The organism is Vibrio sp. RC2502 (assembly GCF_054850435.1).
Genome location: NZ_CM141453.1, coordinates 3,119,832 through 3,137,993 on the forward strand (window position 1 = coordinate 3,119,832; position 18,162 = coordinate 3,137,993).

Annotated in this window: 15 protein-coding genes; 3 read left to right on the plus strand and 12 right to left on the minus strand. The window is 45.8% G+C overall.

What is annotated here, in order from left to right; all coding sequences use genetic code 11:
• The first annotated feature begins 65 nt into the window (after window positions 1-65).
• Window positions 66-989: a D-2-hydroxyacid dehydrogenase gene (locus ACYJZR_RS14530; protein ID WP_025626642.1), complete on the plus strand. Its 924-nt coding sequence runs from the start codon at window positions 66-68 to the stop codon at window positions 987-989.
• Window positions 990-995: 6 nt separating this feature from the next.
• The gene (locus ACYJZR_RS14535) at window positions 996-1,568 is read left to right on the plus strand and encodes a uracil-DNA glycosylase family protein (protein ID WP_021450238.1); all 573 of its coding nucleotides are present in this window, start codon (window positions 996-998) and stop codon (window positions 1,566-1,568) included.
• Window positions 1,569-1,787: 219 nt separating this feature from the next.
• Here ACYJZR_RS14535 and hemE read toward each other — a convergent pair whose 3' ends face one another.
• The 4 genes from hemE to nudC form a co-directional block, all read right to left on the minus strand.
• Window positions 1,788-2,855: a uroporphyrinogen decarboxylase gene (hemE, locus tag ACYJZR_RS14540; RefSeq protein WP_005456478.1), complete on the minus strand. Its 1,068-nt coding sequence runs from the start codon at window positions 2,853-2,855 to the stop codon at window positions 1,788-1,790.
• Window positions 2,856-3,159: 304 nt separating this feature from the next.
• A complete protein-coding gene (locus tag ACYJZR_RS14545) occupies window positions 3,160-3,903 on the minus strand; it encodes a hypothetical protein (RefSeq protein WP_140267099.1) in 744 nt (247 codons plus the stop codon).
• A 4-nt stretch (window positions 3,904-3,907) separates the two neighbouring features.
• Entirely contained in the window at window positions 3,908-4,399 is a 492-nt protein-coding gene (locus tag ACYJZR_RS14550; protein WP_015297455.1) for a hypothetical protein, read from the minus strand.
• A gap of 120 nt (window positions 4,400-4,519) precedes the next feature.
• Window positions 4,520-5,302 (minus strand): NAD(+) diphosphatase, encoded by a 783-nt coding sequence (gene nudC / locus ACYJZR_RS14555; RefSeq protein ID WP_017449540.1) that lies wholly within the window; start codon window positions 5,300-5,302, stop codon window positions 4,520-4,522.
• Between the two features lie 178 nt (window positions 5,303-5,480).
• On the opposite strand from nudC, the gene ACYJZR_RS14560 reads away from it, so the two are divergent.
• Window positions 5,481-5,972, plus strand: a complete 492-nt coding sequence (locus tag ACYJZR_RS14560) for an Rsd/AlgQ family anti-sigma factor (RefSeq protein ID WP_005497574.1) — start codon at window positions 5,481-5,483, stop codon at window positions 5,970-5,972.
• A 128-nt stretch (window positions 5,973-6,100) separates the two neighbouring features.
• Here the strand turns inward: ACYJZR_RS14560 and rpoC are convergent, their stop codons facing one another.
• The 8 genes from rpoC to secE form a co-directional block, all read right to left on the minus strand.
• A complete protein-coding gene (gene rpoC / locus ACYJZR_RS14565) occupies window positions 6,101-10,303 on the minus strand; it encodes a DNA-directed RNA polymerase subunit beta' (protein WP_005456484.1) in 4,203 nt (1,400 codons plus the stop codon).
• Window positions 10,304-10,378: 75 nt separating this feature from the next.
• Window positions 10,379-14,407 carry a DNA-directed RNA polymerase subunit beta gene (gene rpoB, locus ACYJZR_RS14570; protein WP_406966464.1) on the minus strand — a complete coding sequence of 1,343 codons (4,029 nt, stop codon included), beginning with the start codon at window positions 14,405-14,407 and terminating at the stop codon, window positions 10,379-10,381.
• 252 nt (window positions 14,408-14,659) lie between these two features.
• Window positions 14,660-15,028 carry a 50S ribosomal protein L7/L12 gene (rplL, locus tag ACYJZR_RS14575; RefSeq protein WP_005466152.1) on the minus strand — a complete coding sequence of 123 codons (369 nt, stop codon included), beginning with the start codon at window positions 15,026-15,028 and terminating at the stop codon, window positions 14,660-14,662.
• A 60-nt stretch (window positions 15,029-15,088) separates the two neighbouring features.
• The gene (rplJ, locus tag ACYJZR_RS14580) at window positions 15,089-15,577 is read right to left on the minus strand and encodes a 50S ribosomal protein L10 (protein ID WP_005481772.1); all 489 of its coding nucleotides are present in this window, start codon (window positions 15,575-15,577) and stop codon (window positions 15,089-15,091) included.
• A 292-nt stretch (window positions 15,578-15,869) separates the two neighbouring features.
• Window positions 15,870-16,571 (minus strand): 50S ribosomal protein L1, encoded by a 702-nt coding sequence (rplA, locus tag ACYJZR_RS14585; RefSeq protein WP_005489780.1) that lies wholly within the window; start codon window positions 16,569-16,571, stop codon window positions 15,870-15,872.
• A 4-nt stretch (window positions 16,572-16,575) separates the two neighbouring features.
• Window positions 16,576-17,004: a 50S ribosomal protein L11 gene (rplK, locus tag ACYJZR_RS14590; RefSeq protein ID WP_005489784.1), complete on the minus strand. Its 429-nt coding sequence runs from the start codon at window positions 17,002-17,004 to the stop codon at window positions 16,576-16,578.
• Window positions 17,005-17,168: 164 nt separating this feature from the next.
• Window positions 17,169-17,717 (minus strand): transcription termination/antitermination protein NusG, encoded by a 549-nt coding sequence (gene nusG / locus ACYJZR_RS14595; RefSeq protein ID WP_005384681.1) that lies wholly within the window; start codon window positions 17,715-17,717, stop codon window positions 17,169-17,171.
• Between the two features lie 13 nt (window positions 17,718-17,730).
• On the minus strand, window positions 17,731-18,111 hold the full coding sequence (gene secE / locus ACYJZR_RS14600) for a preprotein translocase subunit SecE (protein WP_005384680.1): 381 nt from the start codon (window positions 18,109-18,111) through the stop codon (window positions 17,731-17,733).
• Between the last annotated feature and the right edge of the window lie 51 nt (window positions 18,112-18,162).

Sequence of the window (18,162 nt, forward strand, 5' to 3'; positions counted from 1 at the left end):
GTCACTCAATCATTGAAGAAAAAAACAGCGAAAGTGTACTTGATTCATCACAGGGAAAAAAGTTAATGCAGCATCCAAATCAGATTTTCCTGCTCTCAGAGCATCGCGACACCTACGAAACGTTATTGGCGGAGAAAAATCTGCCCGACCTGAACATTACGGACAAGCCGCAAGAGGCACACATTGTTCTTGCCGATCCTCCTTTACTCTCACAAAGATTAGACGAATTTTCACAACTTGAGTGGGTACAATCTACCTATGCGGGCGTAAATGCGCTCATTACCCCAGAATTTCGCCAAGACTATACGCTGACGAATGTGCGTGGCGTGTTTGGTCCGCTAATCGCAGAGTACGTCCTCGGATATTGCATCAGCCACTATCGTCATTTTATGCACTACCACCAGCAACAACAAAACAAGCAGTGGCAACCGCATCTCTACACATCACTGCAAAGCAAAACCATGGTGATTCTCGGTACGGGTAGCATTGGGAAATGCCTAGCACAAACGGCCCAGGCGATGGGGATTAACACGATTGGTATTAATCGCACAGGAATTCCAACAGCCAATGATGAATTTGCACAAACCTTCCACATCAATGAACTAGTAAATGCTTTAAGAAAGGCAGATATTGTCGTTAATACGTTGCCGAGCACACCTAATACTCGTGCCTTGCTCAACCGTGAAACACTTCAACATCTCAACCAAGCTTTATTATTCAATGTAGGTAGAGGAGATGTGTTGGATGAAGCCAGCTTGTTGCTCGCCATCAAGAATCGCTGGGTAGAACACGCTTTCTTGGACGTGTTTGAGCAAGAACCATTGCCACCAGCGCATCCGTTTTGGAAGTTACCGCAAGTGACCATCACGCCACACATCGCCGCATTGAGCTTTCCTGAACAGGTGGTCGACATTTTTGCCGACAATTACCGACTTTGGCGCGATGGTTTCTCATTAAACAATCAAGTGGATTTCGAAAAAGGGTATTAAAGACCGATGTCTCTAGAGAATCTACTCCAACAAGTGCGCGCGTGCCAGATCTGCGCTGAGAGTTTACCTCTCGGAGCCAACCCTGTGGTTCAAGCCGGTAAAAACGCACGCATTCTGATTATTGGCCAAGCGCCAGGAACAAAAGTCCACAGCACTTCGATACCTTGGAATGATCCAAGTGGTGACCGACTGCGCCAATGGCTTGATATCGACAAAGACGAGTTCTACGACCCGAATAAAATTGCCATTGTACCGATGGGGTTCTGCTATCCGGGTAAAGGTAACTCGGGAGATCTGCCACCGAGAAAAGAGTGCGCTCCTACATGGCACAAAAAGATTCTCGAACAGCTCCCCAATATAGAGTTGACTCTGCTTATTGGTCAGTACTCTCAGCAGTACTACCTCACCAACAAGCCCAAAACTCTCACGCAAACCGTTCAGCAATGGCAAGATTGGGAACCTGAGTTTATTCCTCTACCACACCCTTCCCCACGCAATACGCTGTGGTTAAAGAAGAATCCATGGTTTGAGTCGGAAGTCGTTCCCTATCTCCAACAACGCGTTCACTCGATGCTTTGAGTTACCGATGTTCTAATTGCTAGTTAATCTGAATAAGAAAATTGAAACACAAACAACATAAATTTAAGTCATTGTTTATAATTGACTTTAATTTTTATTGTACAGCTTAGATAGTAATTAGATCATGACAGGCCAAATGCTTACTAAGCTGTACAATTCAAATTTCAGGTAAAAAAATACCGGCACTGATGGCCGGTATTGGATTTCAATAAATCGAGATTATTTGTGGTAAGGCTTAGATAGCTCATGTACCGCTTCAACAAACACACCCGCGTTTTCTGGCGGCACATCTAGGTGGATGCCATGACCTAGGTTGAATACGTGACCTGTACCAGCATCACCAAAACCTTCTAGGATACCCGCTACTTCTTCACGGATACGCTCAGGTGAAGCGTAAAGCATAGATGGATCCATGTTGCCTTGCAGTGCCACTTTATCGCCGATACGCGCTTTCGCATCTGCAATATTGATCGTCCAGTCTAGACCAACCGCATCACAACCCGTTGCTGCGATTTGCTCTAGCCACATACCGCCATTCTTAGTAAATAGCGTAACAGGTACGCGACGACCGTCATTTTCGCGAATCAGGCCATCCACTATCTTGTGCATGTATTGCAATGAGAACAGGTTGTAATCACGAGGAGTCAGAACGCCACCCCATGTATCAAATACCATAACTGACTGCGCGCCGGCTTTGATTTGTGCATTTAGGTAGTCAATCACGCTATCTGCTAGCTTATCCAGTAGAAGATGCAGAGTTTGAGGTTCTGCGTACATCATCTTCTTGATCTTCGTGAAGGCCTTAGAGCTACCACCTTCAACCATGTAAGTCGCAAGCGTCCATGGGCTACCAGAGAAACCAATTAGAGGTACATCACCATTCAAATCTTTGCGGATTTGACGCACGGCATTCATTACGTACTGCAGTTCACCTTCTGGATCTGGCAGACCGATTTTCTCTACGTCGGCTTTGCAAGTAATTGGGTTATCGAAGACCGGACCTTCACCAGCAGCAAAACGCAGACCCAGACCCATTGCATCTGGGATAGTTAGGATGTCAGAGAACAAGATCGCAGCATCAAGAGGAAAACGGCGTAGTGGTTGAAGAGTTACTTCAGACGCCAGCTCCGCATTCTTACACAAAGACATGAAATCGCCCGCTTGAGCACGCGTAGCTTTGTATTCTGGTAAGTAACGACCTGCCTGACGCATCATCCATACTGGCGTGTAATCTACCGGCTCTTTAAGAAGCGCACGCAGATAACGATCATTTTTTAATTCAGTCATTCCGTAGTTCCAATTGTTAGGCTTTCTTTGAAAGGGGGTATTCTATCACTGATTTAAGGCCAATAGCTGTGTGCTTTGCAACCTGGATCAAGTTATTAACTTTTAAATCAATGCTTAATTTGCACACAATCCGCATCAGTGTTAAAAATTTGTTCGCTAGCGAAAACTACAATTATAAACTGAGTACTCGGTACTCAGCATCTCATAACGACATCTTACTTACCCCCTCCCTCTCGGAGGGTTTTTTTTGCCTAAATTTCAATAAATTAAAAAGCCACCTTGCGGTGGCTTTAAGAACGAGCAGTTATGACTGGCAAACTTTTTTCATTAACCCTTTTACATGTCCTTTAGACAAATATGTCGGGCAAAGAGCTTCTCTTACGGTTTGCGACTCAATAATGTAATTTTCAAAGTTTGTTAGTGCGGTGTTAGCACACCTTTGTGTAGCAACCTCTTTCGCCAAAGCGAAGTTGGTATTATTTGGTCTATCCAAGGTGTAGAGCAACGCATTTGCGACGTTTTCATCCGCACAGTAGTTCTCAGCTTGCTGCACTGCTGCTGCAAAAAAAGGAACCGATAGTGACTTCGAGACATTCTGGAAAACTTTGGTTCCTTCTTCGTAACTCACCTCAGCGCTTGGTGCCAAGGTACTAAGAAGCTGACCATAATTTTCCACACATCCCTCTATCGCATATTGAATACATGGTTGTGCTGCAGGCACCAGCTCTTTCGAGAACTGCTGAGTAAAACTCTTAGATTGAGAAAGAAACGGGTAAGATAGGATTAACTGCTGACCCAGACCAATCGCATCATATTTTGCTCCAGATGCGACATAGTGTTCAAACGCTCCCAACGCCGCATTTTGAACTAGGCTTTCCCACTCGCTATTACGTTGAGATGGACGAATATCTTCCGCATGCGCTAATAGCTCATTCCAATTTTTAGAGCCGTTCAATGCCTTTAAGTCGTCCATGGTGTAACGAGCTTCTTCACCGACCACGGCAAAGCTGACGGACACCATGAATAACGACAATAACGTTTTCTTCATCGTGTTAGTTCCATGCCTGCTTAAGGTACTTCAACGTTGAAGAGTCGTAAGCCGCATTTGGATTCAAGGCAACTTTGAGTACGCTACCACCTTCATCTAACGCGAAACCTGCTTTTTTCGCATTCACTGAATCTTGACCTACGAATTGGATTTTTTGAACTTTTTGAAACTCTTCTTTATACAAAGCTGCGTGCTCAGTTGTCGTGCACAACTTCACCATATCATCATAGATGTAGTTAATAAGGCCACCTAACCAACCTGTGGTTTTTACTTTATCAAGTCGAGCTTCAGAAAAATCATAATTATCCCACTGAGCCCAATCGATATTGGTTTCTAGTACTTCATTACCACAAGCCTGCTGCACCTTGGTTACATTTTCTGTCATGGTATTTTCTGTCAACATGCGCTTCGCTTTTACTTCGATACTTGCATTTGCCGACATGCTTACCATTGTGCACGATACTAATCCTAGCCATAACGCTGATTTCAACTTCATTCGGTATACTCCATTATTTATAAACCCATCAATACAGAACGTCATACCAAGCTAGTCTAGCAACAGTGATGTCTCAAAAATGATTAATTTTTAACCTTTACTTCCTTTACGATCAGCATCTCAGTCTGAAAGAATATCACTAACGGTCTGCTCAATTAGCGCTCTTGCAATAGTGCCTGTTGGTGCCACTGGTGGCATCTCTTTCACACCGAACCATTGCGCATCGGATAACTCCGTATAATCCGGATTGAGCTCACCAGAATCATAATCGGCGAGGAACGCCATCATCATACTGGATGGAAAGGCCCAAGGCTGACTGCCAAAGTAACGAATGTTTTTCACGTGAATGCCCGTCTCTTCATGCACTTCGCGCGCGACACAGTCTTCTAAGGTTTCTCCCGCCTCTAAAAAGCCCGCAATCACGGTGTACATGCCATTTCGATGCCTTGGGTGTTGCGCTAGTAAAATCTGATTTTCTTTACGCACAGCAACGATGATGCATGGGAAAATGCGCGGGTAGTGCAAAGTACGACACTCTCCGCATTGCATGGCAAATTGATTATTATTAAGAAAGTTGCGCCCACCACATTGCGGACAAAAGCGTAAGCTTTGGGTCATGTGCCCATATTGGATAGCCTTGCTCAACAGCATAAATAGCGGTTCAGGGAAATGTAGACAGTCGCGCAATGAAACGAGTGGGAGATCTTGCTCCAAATCTGCAAAATTAATCCACATCACTGGCGAACCAAGATAGTCACCAATTTGCCTCGCATTCTCTTCTGGCAGTGAGAACTGCTCCGCACTACCAAAAGGCACAGCACCATCCACCAGCCAAATTTCACTTCCTGCAACAACACACCAGTGTGCATTTGCCACACGGTTAACATCACCTTTTCTTAACATTACACCATCCCTTTGCTTGAAGTTCGTTCATTTTACTGGCAATCTAATTTCATACTAGAGTTTGTTCTTAACGATATTTGCAACTATAAATTCTAGTAAGGACAAGAGTTTGTAATAACTTTACTAACTTTGCTTTGCAAAGGATACGTTCGCCAGCCGGCGATCAGATCATGAGGGCATGGTCATGCTAAAAAAATTCAAACAAACACAAGACCAGTGGGGTGGCTCAAGTGATGTCATTGATCACTGGTTAGAGACGAGACAATCCTTAATTGTCGAATATTGTAAGCTTGCAGCACTGCAACCTTGTTCGAAATCCAACGTTCTAGAACTTCCTTCTCCCTCCGAGCTACAAAACTTCTGCCAACACCTAGTCGATTATATTTCCGAAGGCCACTTCAAAATATACGATATGGTAATGGATAAGTGGAAAGCCACGGGCTTTGTCGCAACAAACGAAATCAACCAAACTTACGGCAAAATCGTGCTAACCACAGAACCGTTGTTAAACTTCACTGATAAGTATTCAGACGTGACAGAAGATGATGAGTTAGAGGATTTCGACTCCGATATGTCTTTGATCGGAGAGATCATTGAAACGCGCTTTGAAGTAGAAGACCATTTGATCCAGCTTATCGCGGATAGCCTTGCGATGCCTCCTGGTGCATAAATGATAATAGAAAGGAGTGAAAGGGTTGATGACTATATATCAGCCCTTTTTTGTACCTCACAACCGAGTGAAGTGAATAGATACAAAAAAGGCACCCGAAGGTGCCTTTTCTTTTAAGCTCTTAACGATTACTCGTCAGAAGAGAAGCCAGCGTTTAGAAGTGCTGCTAGGTTATCTGTTGCTTGTTCAGCAGATGGACCTTCTTGCGCTTCAGCACGTTTAGCCTGACGCTCTTGGTGGTATGCGAAACCAGTACCAGCTGGGATCAAACGACCAACAATTACGTTCTCTTTCAGACCACGTAGGTCATCACGCTTACCAGAAACCGCAGCTTCTGTTAGTACGCGAGTTGTCTCCTGGAACGATGCCGCAGAGATGAACGACTCAGTCGCTAGAGACGCTTTAGTGATACCTAGAAGTTCACGTTCAAAACGTGCAGGCTCTTTGCCTTCAGCTTCTAGATTACGGTTAGCAATCTTAACTTGTGAGTATTCAACTTGCTCACCAGGTAGGAACTCAGAGTCACCAGCGTGAGTAATTGTACACTTACGTAGCATTTGACGAACGATAGTCTCGATGTGCTTATCGTTAATCTTAACGCCTTGTAGACGGTAAACTTCTTGTACTTCGTTAGCGATGTACTGAGTTACTGCGTGTACGCCACGTAGACGTAGAATGTCATGTGGAGACTCTGGACCATCAGCGATTACATCACCACGTTCAACGCGCTCACCTTCGAACACGTTAAGCTGACGATGCTTAGGAATCATCTCTTCGTAAACTTCACCGCTATCACGCGTGATAACTAGACGACGCTTACCTTTGGTCTCTTTACCGAAGCTAACCGTACCTGTGTGTTCAGCAAGAATCGCAGGCTCTTTAGGCTTACGAGCTTCGAACAAGTCAGCAACGCGTGGAAGACCACCGGTGATATCTTTGTTACCGCCAGATTTCTGAGGAATACGTGCTAGCGTATCACCCACACCTACTTCTGCGCCGTCTTCAATGTTCACGATCGCTTTACCAGGTAGGAAGTAGTGAGCTGGCATTTCAGTACCAGGGATCATTACGTCGTTACCTTGCTCGTCAACAAGTTTGATAGCTGGACGCATATCTTTACCTGCTGCTGGACGAGCTGCTGCGTCCGTTACTTCGCTTGAAGATAGACCAGTTAGGTCATCTGTTTGACGAGAAACTGTTACGCCATCAATCATATCTACGAACTGGATACGACCAGCTACTTCAGTGATGATTGGCAGTGTGTGCGCTTCCCAGTTCGCTACTGTTTCACCAGCTTCAACCGCGTCGTTGTCGCCTTTGCTTAGTAGCGAGCCGTATGGCAGTTTGTGTTTCTCTTTCGTACGGCCGAACTCATCGATGATGGTTAGTTCAGATGCACGAGAAGTGATAACTAGCTTGCCATCTTTGTTTGTTACGAACTTAGCGTTGTGAAGCTTAACAGAACCGTTGTTCTTCGCTTGGATACTGTTCTCTGCTGCTGCTGTCGATGCCGCACCACCGATGTGGAACGTACGCATCGTAAGCTGTGTACCCGGTTCACCGATAGACTGAGCAGCGATAACACCTACTGCCTCACCTTGGTTCACTAGGTGACCACGTGCTAGGTCACGACCGTAACACTGTGCACAACAACCGAAGTCAGAATCACACGTTACTACAGAGCGCACTTTCATGCTGTCTACTGAGTTCTCTTCCATGATTTGACACCACTTCTCATCGATCAGGGTGTTACGTGGAATAAGAACATCTTCAGTACCAGGTTTTAGAACGTCTTCAGCAACTACACGACCTAGAGCTAGCTCAGACAGTGCAACTTTAACATCACCACCCTCGATGTGAGGCATCATGTCAACACCCTCGTGAGTGCCACAGTCATGTTCAGTTACAACAACGTCTTGAGCAACGTCTACTAGACGACGAGTTAGGTAACCCGAGTTCGCTGTTTTCAGTGCCGTATCCGCAAGACCCTTACGAGCACCGTGCGTTGAGATAAAGTACTGAAGTACGTTTAGACCTTCTTTAAAGTTCGCTGTGATCGGCGTTTCGATGATTGAACCATCTGGACGCGCCATCAGACCACGCATACCGGCAAGCTGACGAATCTGTGCTGCAGAACCACGAGCGCCCGAGTCCGCCATCATGTAGATGCTGTTGAATGACTCTTGCTGTTCCTCTTCGCCTTCACGGTTAACTACCGTTTCAGATGAAAGGTTTTCCATCATTGCTTTCGCAACGCGGTCGTTGGTCGATGCCCAGATATCGATCACTTTGTTGTAGCGTTCGCCGGCAGTAACAAGACCTGATTGGTACTGTTCCTGGATTTCACGTACTTCTTCTTCCGCTTCTGCGATTTCAGTGTACTTAGCTGGCGGTACAACCATATCGTCGATACCAACAGATACACCAGAAAGTGCCGCGTAAGCGAAACCTGTGTACATGATTTGGTCAGCGAAGATTACAGTGTCTTTCAGACCTAGCTTACGGTACGCCTCGTTTAGTAGGTTAGAGATTTGCTTCTTACCTAGTTTTTGGTTAACGATGCTGTACGGTAGACCAGCTGGCACGATTTGCCATAGCATTGCACGACCAACAGTGGTATCTACCATCTTGGTCTCAGTTGTGCTGTTGCCGTCTTCGTCTACAACTGTCTCTGTAATACGTACTTTAACGCGCGCGTGAAGCTCAGCTTGTTTAGTGCGGTATGCTTTCTCAGCCTCTGCTGGGCCAGAAAGGTACATGCCTTCACCTTTCACGTTGATCTTTTCACGAGTCATGTAGTACAGACCCAATACAACGTCCTGAGAAGGTACGATGATCGGATCACCTGACGCTGGCGACAGAATGTTGTTTGTCGACATCATCAGAGTACGAGCTTCAAGCTGTGCCTCTAGAGTTAGAGGTACGTGAACCGCCATTTGGTCACCATCGAAGTCCGCGTTGTACGCCGCACAAACAAGTGGGTGTAGCTGGATCGCTTTACCTTCGATTAGTACTGGTTCGAACGCCTGGATACCTAGACGGTGAAGTGTAGGTGCACGGTTCAATAGTACTGGGTGTTCGCGGATTACTTCGTCTAGGATATCCCAAACAACCGCTTCTTCACGCTCTACCATTTTCTTCGCAGCTTTGATTGTAGTCGCAAGACCACGAGTCTCTAGCTTGCTGTAGATAAATGGTTTGAATAGCTCAAGTGCCATCTTCTTAGGAAGACCACACTGGTGCAGACGAAGGTATGGACCTACTGTGATTACAGAACGGCCAGAGTAGTCTACACGTTTACCTAGAAGGTTCTGACGGAAACGACCTTGTTTACCCTTGATCATATCAGCAAGAGATTTCAGAGGACGCTTGTTAGAACCTGTGATCGCACGACCACGACGACCGTTATCTAGTAGCGCATCAACAGACTCTTGCAGCATACGTTTTTCGTTACGTACGATGATGTCCGGAGCCGCTAGCTCTAGAAGACGCTTCAAACGGTTGTTACGGTTGATCACACGACGGTATAGGTCGTTCAGATCAGAAGTCGCAAAGCGACCGCCATCTAGTGGTACTAGAGGACGTAGATCTGGCGGAAGTACTGGAAGTACAGTCAGGATCATCCACTCTGGATTGTTACCCGATGCGATGAACGCTTCTACCAGTTTAAGGCGCTTAGTGACTTTTTTACGCTTAGTTTCTGAGTTTGTAGTCTCAAGCTCTTCGCGCATTTGTTCAGCTTCAGCGTGCATATCCATAGAACCTAGTAGGTCCTTGATAGCTTCTGCACCCATCTTAGCTGTGAACTCGTCACCCCACTCTTCTAGACGGTCTAGATACTCTTCTTCAGTTAGCATCTGACCTTTTTCTAGATCAGTCATACCCGGTTCAGTTACTACGTACATTTCGAAGTAAAGAACACGTTCGATATCACGTAGAGGGATATCCATTAGTAGACCGATACGAGACGGTAGCGATTTTAGGAACCAGATGTGAGCTACTGGTGAAGCAAGCTCGATGTGGCCCATACGGTCACGACGAACTTTAGTTTGTGTAACTTCTACACCACACTTCTCACAGATAACACCACGGTGCTTCAGGCGCTTGTATTTGCCACAAAGACATTCGTAGTCTTTAACTGGGCCAAAGATACGCGCACAGAACAAACCATCGCGTTCAGGTTTGAACGTACGATAGTTGATCGTTTCAGGTTTTTTAACTTCACCGAAAGACCATGAACGGATCATGTCTGGTGAAGATAGACCGATTTTGATTGCATCAAATTCTTCGGTCTTATGCTGTGCTTTTAGAAAGTTTAATAAGTCTTTCACAATCAGCTCCTGTAAGGAGTTAAAAGGAGCTCACCCGCAAAAGTGAGCACCTTTCTACCGATAATCCCGTGGGGATTACTCTTCGTCTTCTAGCTCGATGTTGATACCTAGCGAGCGGATCTCTTTCAACAATACGTTGAACGATTCTGGCATGCCAGGTTCCATGCTGTGGTTACCGTCTACGATGTTTTTGTACATCTTAGTACGGCCGTTAACGTCATCTGACTTAACGGTTAGCATTTCTTGTAAAGTGTAAGCCGCACCGTATGCTTCTAGTGCCCATACTTCCATCTCACCGAAACGCTGACCACCGAACTGAGCTTTACCACCTAGTGGTTGCTGAGTTACTAGGCTGTACGAACCAGTTGAACGTGCGTGCATCTTGTCATCAACAAGGTGGTTCAGTTTCAGCATGTACATGTAACCAACAGTTACAGGACGCTCAAACGCATCACCTGTGCGACCATCAAACAGCGTTAGCTGACCAGATGTTGGCAGGTCTGCTAGCTCAAGAAGTGCTTTGATTGATGCTTCTGGAGCACCATCAAATACAGGTGTCGCGATTGGTAGACCGCCACGCAAGTTCTTGATCAGAGTACGTACTTCATCATCAGATAGAGAAGCAATGTCTACTTTCTGGCGAGTGTCGCCTAGATCGTAAACTTTTTGTAGGAACTCGCGGAATTTCGCTAGTTCTTGCTGCTCTTTAACCATCTGGTTGATCTTGTCACCGATACCTTTCGCTGCCAGACCTAAGTGAACTTCCAGGATCTGACCGATGTTCATACGCGAAGGTACACCCAGTGGGTTAAGTACGATGTCTACAGGCTGACCTTTCTCATCGTATGGCATGTCTTCAACAGGGTTGATCTTAGAGATTACACCCTTGTTACCGTGACGACCCGCCATCTTATCACCAGGCTGAATGCGACGTTTAACCGCTAGGTAAACCTTAACGATCTTCAGTACGCCAGGTGCTAGATCATCACCTTGAGTGATCTTGCGACGCTTAGTTTCGAACTTCTTATCGAAGTCAGCTTTTAGCTCGTCCCACTGCTCAGCAAGTTGCTCAAGCTGAGTTTGTAGTGAGTCATCTTCTAGCGTTAGTTCTAGCCACTTCTTACGATCAGTCGCGTCTAGTTTCGCTTCAGAGTAACCGCCTTCAATCAATACAGCTTTAACACGGTTTAGAAGGCCACCCTCAAGAATCTGGAATTCTTCAGTTAGGTCTTTCTTCGCTTCTTTAAGCTGCATCTGTTCGATTTCAAGCGCACGCTTGTCTTTCTCTACGCCATCGCGAGTGAAGACTTGAACGTCGATGATCGTACCTGAAACAGAGTTAGGTACACGTAGTGAAGTATCTTTAACGTCAGATGCTTTTTCACCGAAGATAGCACGTAGTAGCTTCTCTTCAGGAGTTAGCTGAGTTTCACCTTTAGGTGTTACTTTACCAACTAGGATGTCACCACCCTTAACTTCAGCACCAATGTAAACGATACCTGACTCGTCTAGTTTAGACAGAGCAGATTCACCTACGTTTGGAATATCCGCTGTGATCTCTTCAGAGCCCAGCTTAGTGTCACGCGCCACACAAGTCAGTTCTTGAATGTGGATTGTCGTGAAGCGGTCTTCTTGAACTACGCGCTCAGATACTAAGATCGAGTCTTCGAAGTTGTAACCGTTCCAAGGCATGAACGCGATACGCATGTTTTGGCCAAGCGCTAGCTCACCAAGGTCTGTTGAAGGACCATCAGCAAGAACGTCACCGCGTGCTACAGGTTCACCTGGCATCACACATGGGCGCTGGTTAATACATGTGTTCTGGTTAGAACGTGTGTATTTAGTCAGGTTGTAGATGTCGATACCAGCTTCACCTGGTACTAGCTCTTCTTCGTTCACTTTAACAACGATACGAGAAGCATCTACTGACTGGATTACACCACCACGTTTCGCAACAGCCGTTACACCTGAGTCAACGGCTACGTTACGTTCGATACCAGTACCAACAAGCGGTTTGTCAGCTTTCAGTGTTGGAACTGCCTGACGTTGCATGTTCGCACCCATCAATGCACGGTTCGCATCATCGTGTTCTAGGAACGGGATAAGCGATGCAGCGATAGATACAACCTGGTTTGTCGCAACGTCCATGTACTGAGCGTGCTCACGAGGGTGTAGACCAGATTCACCTTTCTGACGAGCTGTGATCAGCTCATCTGCAAAAGTACCATCTTCGTTTAGCTTAGCGTTCGCCTGAGCGATAACGAATTGGCCTTCTTCGATTGCAGATAGGTAATCTACTTCGTCTGTTACAACACCATTTACAACGCGACGGTATGGCGTCTCAAGGAAACCGTACTCGTTACAACGCGCAAACGCAGATAGAGAGTTGATCAGACCGATGTTTGGACCTTCCGGCGTTTCGATAGGACATAGACGGCCGTAGTGAGTTACGTGTACGTCTCGAACTTCGAAGCCAGCACGTTCACGAGTTAGACCGCCAGGACCCAATGCAGAAATACGACGCTTGTGCGTTACTTCTGATAACGGGTTGTTTTGGTCCATGAACTGTGAAAGCTGTGAAGAGCCAAAGAATTCTTTAACTGCCGCAGAAATTGGTTTCGCGTTGATCAGGTCTTGAGGCATAACAGCGTCAAGGTCGCCTAGGCTTAGACGTTCTTTAACTGCACGCTCAACACGAACTAGACCTACACGGAACTGGTTCTCAGCCATTTCGCCGACAGAACGGATACGACGGTTACCTAGGTGGTCGATATCGTCCACTTCGCCTTTACCGTTACGGATCGCGATAAGCTTCTTCATCACTTCGATGATATCTGTTTCATCAAGTGTGCCTTGCTCTTGAGCATCTTCACGATCGATAGAGCTGTTAAACTTCATACGACCAACAGTCGATAGATCGTAACGCTCTTCAGAGAAGAATAGGCTTTCGAATAGTGCTTCTGCAGCTTCTTTTGTTGGTGGCTCACCAGGGCGCATCATGCGGTAGATTTCTACCAATGCAGAAATACGGTCAACAGTGCTGTCGATGCGTAGTGTTTCTGACATGAATGGACCGTGGTCTAGATCGTTCGTAAACAGAACTTCTAGCGCTTTGTGGCCAGCTTGAGACAGGTTCGCTAGCGCTTCCAGGCTGATTTCCTGGTTAGCATTAACAATGATCTCGCCTGTTGCTTCGTTGATGTAATCTTTCGATGCAACTTTACCAACGATGTACTCTACTGGTACTTCGATGTGATCAACGCCATCTTTCTCTAGTTGGCGGATATGACGAGCTGTAACGCGACGACCTTGCTCTACGTAAACTTTACCATTCGATTCGATGTCAAATGACGCAGTTTCACCACGTAGACGATCTGGAACCAACTCCATCAGTAGAGTTTGGTCTTTCACTTCGAAGTTCACTTTCTCGAAGAAGATATCTAGGATTTCTTCAGTCGATTTACCTAGTGCACGAAGGATGATCGATGCTGGTAGCTTACGACGACGGTCGATACGAACGTACAAGTTATCCTTAGGATCAAACTCGAAATCAAGCCACGAACCACGGTAAGGAATAACGCGTGCGTTGTATAAAACTTTACCTGAAGAGTGGGTCTTACCCTTATCGCTGTCGAAGAACACGCCTGGGCTTCGGTGCAGCTGGGATACGATAACCCTCTCGGTACCGTTAATTACGAAGGTACCATTGTCTGTCATGAGTGGAATTTCACCCATGTAGACTTCTTGTTCTTTAATGTCTTTTACAGTACCTGCTGGCGCGTCTTTATCAAAGATAACTAGGCGTAGTTTTACACGTAGTGGCTTTGAGTAAGTTACACCGCGGATTTGACATTCTTTAACGTCAAAAACTGGCTCACCAAGACGGTAGCTAACGTATTGCAGCTCAGAATTGCCGTTGTAGCTCTGAATCGGGAATACAGAACGGAAAGCAGCTTCAAGACCGTATTGACCTTCAGGATCCTGTTCGATAAATTTGTCGAACGAATCGAGCTGGATCGATAGCAGGTATGGAATGTCCAAAACTTGTGGACGAGTACCAAAGTCCTTACGGATGCGCTTTTTCTCGGTATAAGAGTAAACCATGGGGTTCCTCAGCTCGCTGATAAGTGACCCAAACTGTCCGCCCACTCCTAGTTACTTAAGGGGGGTAAGGGACAGTGACTAATATAGCTGTTTACTGTAGTGACATTTCATTTCGAAAGAATGAAATGTTTTTTGCATGGATATCAGGCGCTTAAACAGCGGGAAAATTCGCCTATACCCTACAGCGCAAAAAGGCCGGTGGTTAAAAAACCACCAGCCAATTAGCCGTTAGGCTAAGAAACTATGCAATAATTACTTAACAGCAACAGTTGCACCAGCTTCTTCTAGCTGAGCTTTAAGAGCGTCAGCTTCTGCTTTGTCAACACCTTCTTTAAGAGGTGCTGGAGCGCCGTCTACAAGAGCTTTAGCTTCTTTAAGACCTAGGCCAGTTGCGCCACGTACTGCTTTGATTACAGCAACTTTGTTACCGCCAGCAGATTCTAGGATTACGTCGAATTCAGTTTGCTCTTCAACAGCTGCACCAGCAGCAGCGCCGCCAGCTACAACAGCAGCAGCAGCAGAAACACCGAATTTCTCTTCCATTGCTTCGATTAGTTCAACAACTTGCATTACAGACATTTCTGCAACTGCGTCTAGGATTTGCTCGTTAGTAATAGACATAACAATTCTCTTTTAAGTCAACAATAAGTTTATTAAGCAACCAGTAAAAAGCAAGGCTTATTAAGCAGCTTCTTTTTGATCGCGGATAGCAGCGATTGTACGAACCAGCTTGCCAGCAGAAGCTTCTTTCATGCACATCATTAGGCGTGCGATTGCTTCGTCGTAAGTTGGTAGTGTCGCTAGTACTTCAGCGTCAGTTAGCGCGCCTTCAAATGCAGCAGCTTTGATCTCGAAGTCTTTGTTCTCTTTAGCGAAGTCTTTGAAAAGACGCGCTGCAGCACCTGGGTGCTCGTTAGAGAACGCGATTAGAGTAGGACCAGTGAAAGTGTCAGTTAGACACTCGTAGTCTGTACCCTGAACCGCACGACGTGCTAGAGTGTTACGCACGACTTTCATGTAAACGCCAGCTTCACGAGCTTGTTTACGTAGAGAAGTCATTGCGCCAACTTCAACGCCACGAGAATCAGCTACAACTGCAGAAAGTGCACCACTGGCAGCTTCGTTGACTTCAGCAACAATTGCTTTTTTGTCTTGAAGGTTTAAAGCCATCTTGGATTTACTCCTGGTTGTCGTTACACCACTCACTATCATCACGACAGTGAGAGCTATTGAGGTGCATTCCCAGAAGAAAGTTAACTATTTACATAGAGCTTTCTGTCAGTTCGGGCACCATCTACGTAGGATAATTAAGTCAACGGTTAGGCAGACACCTACGGTCTTGGACGGAGACTGGGTCTTAATTCATTTCGAACTAGGAGACAGTTCAAAGAACCAAAGTTCAGCCCCAACCACAAATATTAGGCGCAAAATTATACACAAATTTTGCGCCTAAGCAAATAAATTATGCTTGAGTGTTCAGGCTAGCCTGATCAACAGCAACACCAGCACCCATAGTAGTAGAGATGCTTACTTTCTTCAGGAAAGTACCTTTAGCTGAAGATGGCTTAGCTTTCTTCAGAGCAACTAGAAGTGCTTCTAGGTTCTCTTTGATCTGCTCAGCAGAGAAGTTTGCTTTACCGATAGTAGTGTGGATGATGCCGTTTTTGTCGTTACGGTAACGAACCTGACCAGCTTTAGCGTTTTTAACTGCTTCAGCAACGTTAGGAGTTACAGTACCAACTTTAGGGTTTGGCATAAGACCGCGAGGACCTAGGATAGTACCTAGTTGACCTACAACGCGCATTGCATCTGGAGAAGCAACAACTACGTCAAAGTTCATTTCGCCTTTCTTAACTTGCTCAGCAAGATCTTCCATACCAACGATGTCTGCGCCAGCTTCTTTAGCTGCTTCAGCGTTTGCACCTTGAGTGAACACTGCTACGCGGATGTCGCGGCCAGTACCGTGAGGTAGTACAGTTGCACCACGTACGTTCTGGTCAGATTTACGAGCATCAATGCCTAGGTTAACAGCAACGTCTACAGACTCAACGAATTTAGCAGTAGCTAGTTCTTGAAGAAGAGCAACAGCTTCGTTGATTTCGTATTCTTTAGTTACGTCAACTTTTTCGCGGATTACGCGCATGCGCTTAGTTAGTTTTGCCATCTTATTAACCCTCTACCACTAGGCCCATTGAACGAGCAGTACCAGCGATAGAACGCTTCATCGCTTCGATGTCAGCACCAGTCATATCTGCAGCTTTAGTTTCTGCGATTTCTTGGATTTGAGCGTCAGTTACAGTGCCCACTTTTTCAGTGTTTGGACGGCCTGAACCAGACTTAACGCCAGCAGCTTTCTTAAGAAGAACAGCAGCAGGTGGAGTCTTAGTTACGAACGTGAAAGAACGGTCGCTGTATACTGTGATAACTACTGGAGTTGGTAGACCCTTCTCTAGAGATTCTGTTTTCGCGTTGAACGCTTTACAGAATTCCATGATGTTAACACCGTGTTGACCTAGAGCAGGACCAACTGGTGGACTTGGGTTCGCAGCGCCAGCAGCAACTTGTAGCTTGATGTAAGCTTCAACTTTCTTAGCCATGATAATTCCTAAGTTTGGGTACAAACGCTAATCACGGATCAGCTCCCCGTTTGTGTAAGAAACTTTTTACTTCACAAGAAGTAAAAAGGCGCGAAATTATAGTCATAATTCGCGCCTTATACAACCCTAAAAAGGTGATTTTTTATACTCTTTAAATCAGAGTATTAGTCCAGTTTTTCAACCTGACCAAATTCAAGCTCAACTGGTGTTGCACGACCAAAGATCGACACAGACACTTTCAGGCGGCTCTTCTCGTAATCTACTTCTTCAACGGTACCGTTGAAATCAGCAAATGGACCTTCATTAACACGAACCACTTCACCCGCTTCGTACATAGTACGTGGACGAGGAGCTTCACTCGCTTTCTCAAGACGGTTAAGAATAGCGTCAGCTTCTTTATCAGTGATAGGTGCAGGACGGTCTGAGGTACCACCAATGAAGCCCATGACACGCGGCACACTACGTACTAGGTGCCATGATTCATCGTTCATAATCATCTGAACAAGGACGTAACCTGGGAAGAACTTACGTTCAGATTTGCGACGTTGACCCGCGCGCATTTCCACTACTTCTTCAGTAGGAACTAGTACTTCACCGAATAGCTCTTCCATGCCGTGCATTTTGATATGCTCGCGCAGAGATTGAGCTACACGACCTTCAAATCCAGAGAAGGCTTGAACCACATACCAGCGTTTTTTTGGAGCTTCACTCATGAATTAAAACCCTCTATACCCCAGTTGCTAGAGCTACTAGACGAACCATAATTCCGTCAATACCCCATAGCACTAGAGCCATTACAATACTTACAGCTAAAACGATCAGTGTTGTTTGCATGGTTTCTTGGCGAGTAGGCCAAACAACTTTACGTACTTCCATACGCGATTCTTTTGCAAAACTGATCGCTGCTTTACCTTTAGTCGTTGTTGCTGCAACGCCAAGGGCAGCTGCAATTAGAACAACAACGCCTGCAGCGCGAACCACTACAGACATTTCACCATACAGGTAATTACCCACAACAGCGGCAGCTGCCAATACGAAAGCGGCAACCCACTTAAACGTATCTGCTGCATTTGAGCTATCAGGAGTTTCAGCATTATTTGCTTTCATAAAACCAACCTGTTACAAGTCTTAATATAGACGACAACAACCCCGCTGTTG

Excerpts from the sequence above, each read along its gene's own strand:
- ACYJZR_RS14560 (WP_005497574.1), top strand. The coding sequence starts at position 5,481 with ATGGTCATGCTAAAAAAATTCAAACAAACACAAGACCAGTGGGGTGGC.
- secE (WP_005384680.1), bottom strand. The coding sequence starts at position 18,111 with ATGAAAGCAAATAATGCTGAAACTCCTGATAGCTCAAATGCAGCAGAT.
- rplL (WP_005466152.1), bottom strand. The coding sequence starts at position 15,028 with ATGTCTATTACTAACGAGCAAATCCTAGACGCAGTTGCAGAAATGTCT.
- rpoB (WP_406966464.1), bottom strand. The coding sequence starts at position 14,407 with ATGGTTTACTCTTATACCGAGAAAAAGCGCATCCGTAAGGACTTTGGT.
- ACYJZR_RS14545 (WP_140267099.1), bottom strand. The coding sequence starts at position 3,903 with ATGAAGAAAACGTTATTGTCGTTATTCATGGTGTCCGTCAGCTTTGCC.
- hemE (WP_005456478.1), bottom strand. The coding sequence starts at position 2,855 with ATGACTGAATTAAAAAATGATCGTTATCTGCGTGCGCTTCTTAAAGAG.
- rplK (WP_005489784.1), bottom strand. The coding sequence starts at position 17,004 with ATGGCTAAGAAAGTTGAAGCTTACATCAAGCTACAAGTTGCTGCTGGC.
- rplJ (WP_005481772.1), bottom strand. The coding sequence starts at position 15,577 with ATGGCTTTAAACCTTCAAGACAAAAAAGCAATTGTTGCTGAAGTCAAC.
- ACYJZR_RS14550 (WP_015297455.1), bottom strand. The coding sequence starts at position 4,399 with ATGAAGTTGAAATCAGCGTTATGGCTAGGATTAGTATCGTGCACAATG.
- ACYJZR_RS14535 (WP_021450238.1), top strand. The coding sequence starts at position 996 with ATGTCTCTAGAGAATCTACTCCAACAAGTGCGCGCGTGCCAGATCTGC.
- nudC (WP_017449540.1), bottom strand. The coding sequence starts at position 5,302 with ATGTTAAGAAAAGGTGATGTTAACCGTGTGGCAAATGCACACTGGTGT.
- nusG (WP_005384681.1), bottom strand. The coding sequence starts at position 17,717 with ATGAGTGAAGCTCCAAAAAAACGCTGGTATGTGGTTCAAGCCTTCTCT.
- rplA (WP_005489780.1), bottom strand. The coding sequence starts at position 16,571 with ATGGCAAAACTAACTAAGCGCATGCGCGTAATCCGCGAAAAAGTTGAC.
- ACYJZR_RS14530 (WP_025626642.1), top strand. The coding sequence starts at position 66 with ATGCAGCATCCAAATCAGATTTTCCTGCTCTCAGAGCATCGCGACACC.